Origin of the sequence: uncultured Proteiniphilum sp., assembly GCF_937873925.1 — a bacterium.
Classification (GTDB): domain Bacteria; phylum Bacteroidota; class Bacteroidia; order Bacteroidales; family Dysgonomonadaceae; genus Proteiniphilum.
The window spans coordinates 63,055-69,071 of record NZ_CALNAT010000226.1 but is presented as its reverse complement, the minus strand read 5'-3'; the positions used below and the strand labels follow the sequence as shown (position 1 = coordinate 69,071).

The window sequence follows — 6,017 nt, the reverse complement described above, 5'->3', positions numbered from 1 at the left end:
TTTCCGACGCCCAGTTCAAAGCCGTTTCAATCTATCTGGCTTCAGGGGGGAAAGCGTGGTTAGCCCTTCCGTTTGGGACCTTCGATGAAAAAGGCAATAAACGGGCAACCCCTTTATCCGATCAATTAACAAGAGCGTACAGCAAAAGGATCACCGTCATCGATTCGGCTCTGAACTCAGATCCTTTGGCCGGACTGATACAGTCGGGAAAATTCTCTCCCATAATCAGGCAGACAGGCGGCGATGAACGCTGGGCGGCTAGAATCAGGTTCTACGACGGAGAATTCACTATGCATTTTATGAACACAGCCATGAAACCTGTTCCGCATCAGGATATAGAGGACAATGGAGGTGTACCCATTATTCAGGACATCGATTCTTCGATCACAAACAATCAACTCTCTTATGAAATTCGCATAAATGCTTTGCCCGATCATCCATACCTGTTGAAAAGTCCCGAATTAAAAGATAAAAACCGTAAGGTAATATCCGGTAAAGGGAAAAAAGGGCATCAGGTGTTGGATATCGATTTGAGCGGAATAAAAATCTATGGCGCACTTCAAAAGGGATAGCACTACTTTGTGCTAAGATAGAATAATGATAACAAATCCCATTTTTCAATGGAAATGGCTCACACACAAAACAAAAAATAAATGAGCAGCAGGCGAACATTTATTAAACAAACACTGGTTTCCGGCGTAGGATTAAGCGTGGGAGGCCCCATGCTGGCAGACACTCCGACTAAAGTGTCGCCGGGAAAAAGAATCCCTATGTCCGATGTATCAAAAGTTGTTTCAACCCCTCCCGATATTCCATTTATCCCAAGAAGGACCGCCAGTTGGTGGGCTACGATAGAGGATTTACAATGGTCACAAAAGAGCATCAGGGATAAGGTCAAAAGACGGGCAGAAGCTTTCGCGCAAGCCAGAATAGACATGGCCATCAATTTCGGATTTCATTGTCGATTTGATTTCTCCAACTATTTTAACCAGTTACATGGTTATATGGCGAACGTTTGTGAGGAATTGCATCAGTATGGAATCAAATATATGGATCACTACTCATGCAATCATGTGAATAGGCCAAAAAATGAAAGCGAATTTCACAAGATGCATAGAATGACCCGTCATTCAGTATTGCTGTTCCATGATCCGGTCGCGGCCCGGCATGCACAATATGAGGGGTATAAGTTCCAGGATATTTGCGAAGTCGATATCCGGGACGGAAGCAGGGGATATGCCGCGCAGTACCAGATGGAGGCTTTTTGTCATAACAATCCCAACTTTTTGGATATGCATGCAAAATATCTGAAACGGTTGCTGAGGGAAGTGCCTATTGACGCCTTTGAAATTGACGACATGTGCGATTATGTGGGTCTTGCCGCATGCGGATGTCAATATTGCCGGGAACGGTTCAGGCGAGATTACGATAGAGAAATCCCGTCTTTCGACGATAAGAGCTTTTGGGGAGACACCTCCAAACCGATGTTATACTGGGGTAATTATGAGAATCCTGCCTTCAGAGACTTTATCCGTATGAAGAACGATGGAATCGTGGATCATGTGAAGTTGCTGAAGTCTTTAGTTGGAGATAAACCATTGATGACATGTTGTTCGAGTACGGGTCCGATTATTCTCAACTCAATATCGCTCAACCTGGAGAAAATATCTCCCTACCTCGATTTTTTCATGCTGGAGAATGTAGGAATGAATGTCAATTCGATCAATTGGGTACCAAAAGACGCGGAAGCATTACATCAAAAAGATATCGCAAAACAAAGGGGCGATTCTCCGGCCATCGCATTAAGTTATACCATCTATGAAAAAGGCGGATATTTGGGCTGGGCGTTAAGCCGGTTCTGGGGCGCAGCAAATTGGAGCAGTACTCACCACAATCGACTTGAAGAGGATCCCGCTGATGCCCGGGAAATGGAAGAAGTAATTCATGAATGGAACAATTGGGAAGTAGCCCACAGCAATCTCGATTACAGGCAAGGGGAAGATCTGGTGGAAGTACGCCTGGTGAGCAACAGTTACTGCCGGGACAACGGATGGCGCGATGAAAATGGGAAAGAGCATTGGGAGAGGTTGAAAACATGGTCGGGTTTATTAGTGAAGCACAATGTGGGATACAGGTTCTTGAGAACCGGCGAATTAGCCGACGCGGCGGCATTAAAACGGGAGGCCACACCGCTTATACTGGATGGTGTGGCTGCTGTTTCCGACACCCAGTTCAAAGCGATTTCAAGTTATTTGGCCTCAGGAGGAAAAGCGTGGTTTGCTCTTCCGTTTGGTACCCATGACGAGAAAGGTTTTAAGCGGGCAGCTCCTTTATCGGATCAATTAATACGCGCTTATGGCGAAAGGATCACCGTCATCGATTCGGCCCTGCATTCAGATCCTTTGGCCGGACTGATACAGTCGGGAAAATTCTCTCCCGTAATAAGGCAGACAGGCGGCGATGAACGTTGGACAGCCAGGATCAGGTTCTACGACGGAGAATTCACTATGCATTTTATGAACACAGCCATGAAAGCTATTCCACATCCTCAAATAAAGGATAATGGAGGAATTGCAATTATTCAGGATATTGATTCTTCGATCACAAACAATCAACTCTCTTATGAAATTCGCATAAATGCTTTGCCCGATCATCCATACCTGTTGAAAAGTCCCGAATTAAAAGATAAAAACCGTAAGGTAATATCCGGTAAAGGAAAAAAAGGGCATCAGGTGTTGAATATCGATTTGAGCGGAATAAAAGTCTATGGCGTGCTTCAAAAAGGGTAGGATCCACAGCCCCTTATCTATTAGGAGAAAGTTTTACAAACAATGAGGGACAGATGAGTAACAGGCGAACCTTTATTAAACAAACACTGGTTTCCGGCGTAGGATTAAGCGTGGGAGGCACCATGCTGGCAGATACTACTAAAGTGTCGCCGGCAAAAAGAATTCCTATGCCCGATGTATCAAAAGTTGTCTCCACTCCTGCCGATATTCCATTTATTCCAAGAAGGTCCGCCAGTTGGTGGGTCACGATAGCAGATTTACAATGGTCTCAGAAGAGCATCAAAGATGAGATCAAAAGACGGGCCGAAGCTTTTGCGAAAGCCCAGATTGATATGGCCATCAATTTCGGATTTCATATTCGATTCGATTTTTCCAACTATTTTGGTCAGTTGCATGGGTATATGGCGAATGTTTGTGAGGAATTGCATCAGTATGGGATCAAATTTATGGACCACTATTCATGTAACCACGTACAGAGACCACGTAATGAAGATGAATTTCACAAACTACACCGGAGTCATCGTCATCATGTACTGCTGTTTCATGACCCCATCGCTGCCAGGCATGCCCAGTATGAAGGACATCTTTTCCAGGATATATGTGAGGTCGATATCCACGACGGAAGCAGGGGTTATTCACTTCAGTATCAGATGGAAGCTTTCTGTCATAACAATCCGGGATTCCTGGATATGCATACAAAATACCTGAAACGGTTATTGAAGGAAGTGCCAATGGATGCGATCCAGGTAGATGATATGTGCGATTATGTCGGCCTTGCAGCTTGCGGATGTAAATATTGCAGGGAGCGGTTCAGGCGTGATTATAACAGAGAAATTCCGCCTTTCGGCGATAAGAACTTTTGGGGGGATACTTCAAAACCGATGTTATACTGGGGGAATTATGAGAATCCTGCTTTCAGGGATTTTATCCGCATGAAAGTAGATGGAGTCGTCGATCATGTCAAATTAGTGAAAACAACGGTAGGCCATATGCCCCTGATGTCCTGCTGTTCCAGCACCGGGCCCATCGTACTTAACTCCATCTCCCTTAATCTGGAGAGAATGGCTCCCTATTTGGACTTTTTTATGCTCGAGAATGTAGGAACAAATATCAGATCGACTGATTGGGTACGCATGGATGCAGAAGCACTACATCAGAAAGATATTGCAAAGCAAAGAGGAGATTCTCCGGCTATCGCGGTGAGTTATACCATCTATGAAAAGGGAGGCTATTTGGGTTGGGCGTTAAGCCGGTTCTGGGGTGTTGCCAATTGGAGCAGTACCCTCAATCAACGTTTAATAGAGGATCCTGCCGATGCCCGTGAAATGGAGGAGGTGATCCATGAGTGGAACAATTGGGAGGTAGACCACAGCAATCTCGATTATAGGAAAGGTGAAGACCTGGTGGAAGTCCGGCTTGTGAGCAACAATTACTGCAGGGATAATGGTTGGCGCGACGAAGAGGGGAAAGAGCATTGGGATCGGTTAAAAGCATGGTCGGGTTTATTAGTGAAGCACAATGTAGGATATCGGTTTGTAAGGGCGAATGAACTGGCCGACGCATCGTCTCTACTACACGATAAAACACCTTTGGTGCTCGATGGCGTAGCTTGTGTTTCCGACGCCCAGTTCAAAGCCGTTTCAATCTATCTGGCTTCAGGGGGGAAAGCATGGTTAGCCCTTCCGTTTGGCACTCATAATGAAAAAGGCAATAAACGGACAACCCCTTTATCGGATCAATTAATAAGCGCTTACAGCAAAAGGATCACCGTCATCGATTCGGCGCTGAACTCCGATCCTTTGGCCGGACCGATACAGTCGGGAAAATTCTCCCCCGTAATAAGGCAGACAGGCGGTGATGAACGTTGGGCAGCAAGGATCCGGCTCTATGACGGGGAATTTACTATACATTTTCTAAATAGGGTAATGGAAGCTATCCCACATCCTCATATGAAAGATCATGGTGGAAATGCAATCCTTCAGGATATCGATTCTCCGATAACGGACAATATCCTTTCTTACGAGATCAGGAGGAGTGCATTAGCCGGTGAACAATACGTCTTGTTAAGTCCCGAATTAAAGGACGAAAAACGGGTAGTAACGTTAAAGAGAGGAAAAGAGGGACATCATTTACTGGATGTCGATTTACACGATATAAAAATATATGGCGTACTTCAAAAGGGATAACAAATCCCGTTTCTCAATGGAAATGTGTCATATGCAAAACAAAAGATAAAAACCGTAAGGTAATATCCGGTAAAGGGAAAAAAGGGTATCAAGTGTTGGATGTTGATTTGAGCGGAGTAAAAGTCTATGGCGTATTCCTCCGTTCAGTTACCCAAAGAAAATAGCTTTGTCTTATATAAATACAAAATAATCAATTAATTATATTTTTCATATGGAGAAGATCACCGAACAACCGTCAATATACCGGCATTTAGAAAAAATGTCGGTAGATGAACTGATAAAGAACATTAATAACGAAAATAAAAAAGTAGCGTTGGTAATCAAAGAAGCATTGCCCGAGATCTCAAGATTGATTTCAGCAATTGAGGATGTACTTGAAAAAGGAGGAAGGATGTTTTACATGGGAGCAGGTAACGACGGACGCCTTTCGGTTTTGGACAAAGTTGAATTACCCAATACATATGGGATTGAGAAAGGGATTATCAATTGCATTCTGGCCGGTGGAGAAGAGAGGTTACTTGAGGTTTTGGAGGAAAAAGAAGATGATGAGGAGGATGCAGTAAGGCAAATGCAAGCGTACAATGTCTCCCATAAGGACATAGTGGTCGGCATTTCATCTGCCGGCGACACCCCTTTTGTATTGGCAGGATTACGAAAATGCAGGGAAGAGGGTATTCCCTGCGGATGTATTGTCAACAATCCCGGCTCTCCTGTTGCCGCTTTGGCTGACTATCCGGTTGAAGTGATCCTGGGGCCTGAACTCGTTACCGGCAACACATCGCTAAAATGTGGAACTGCACAAAAAATGCTGTTCGACATGATCAGTACCACCGTACTGATTCGTTTGGGAAAAGTAGAAGACAATCGTATGGTAAATGTCCGACTCATCAACGATAAAGTAGTGGACCGGTCGGTCAAGATGATTATGCTGTTGAGCGATCTGAAGGACTATGAACAGGCAAAAGATATTTTATATCAATGTGGGGATGTGAAAAAATCGGTCGATTATATAGCGCAGAATAATATACACTGATGAGAAAAT

4 protein-coding genes are annotated in these 6,017 nt (G+C 44.3%); all 4 read left to right on the top strand.

Translation table 11 applies throughout. From position 1 onward, the window contains the following. Positions 1-572, top strand: a 572-nt coding sequence (locus Q0502_RS15515) for a hypothetical protein (protein ID WP_298652660.1), incomplete at its 5' end; no start/stop codon positions are given. An 81-nt stretch (positions 573-653) separates the two neighbouring features. After that, positions 654-2,789, top strand: coding sequence for a hypothetical protein (locus tag Q0502_RS15510; RefSeq protein WP_298652657.1), 2,136 nt, complete (start codon positions 654-656; stop codon positions 2,787-2,789). Positions 2,790-2,842: 53 nt separating this feature from the next. Beyond that, positions 2,843-4,975, top strand: a complete 2,133-nt coding sequence (locus tag Q0502_RS15505; protein ID WP_298652655.1) for a hypothetical protein — start codon at positions 2,843-2,845, stop codon at positions 4,973-4,975. Between the two features lie 211 nt (positions 4,976-5,186). Next, positions 5,187-6,008 (top strand): N-acetylmuramic acid 6-phosphate etherase, encoded by an 822-nt coding sequence (locus Q0502_RS15500; protein WP_298652652.1) that lies wholly within the window; start codon positions 5,187-5,189, stop codon positions 6,006-6,008. Positions 6,009-6,017: the final 9 nt, after the last annotated feature.

What these genes read in the sequence shown, in the direction of transcription:
- Q0502_RS15510 (WP_298652657.1), top strand. Translation starts at nt 654, where the DNA reads ATGAGCAGCAGGCGAACATTTATTAAACAAACACTGGTTTCCGGCGTA.
- Q0502_RS15505 (WP_298652655.1), top strand. Translation starts at nt 2,843, where the DNA reads ATGAGTAACAGGCGAACCTTTATTAAACAAACACTGGTTTCCGGCGTA.
- Q0502_RS15500 (WP_298652652.1), top strand. Translation starts at nt 5,187, where the DNA reads ATGGAGAAGATCACCGAACAACCGTCAATATACCGGCATTTAGAAAAA.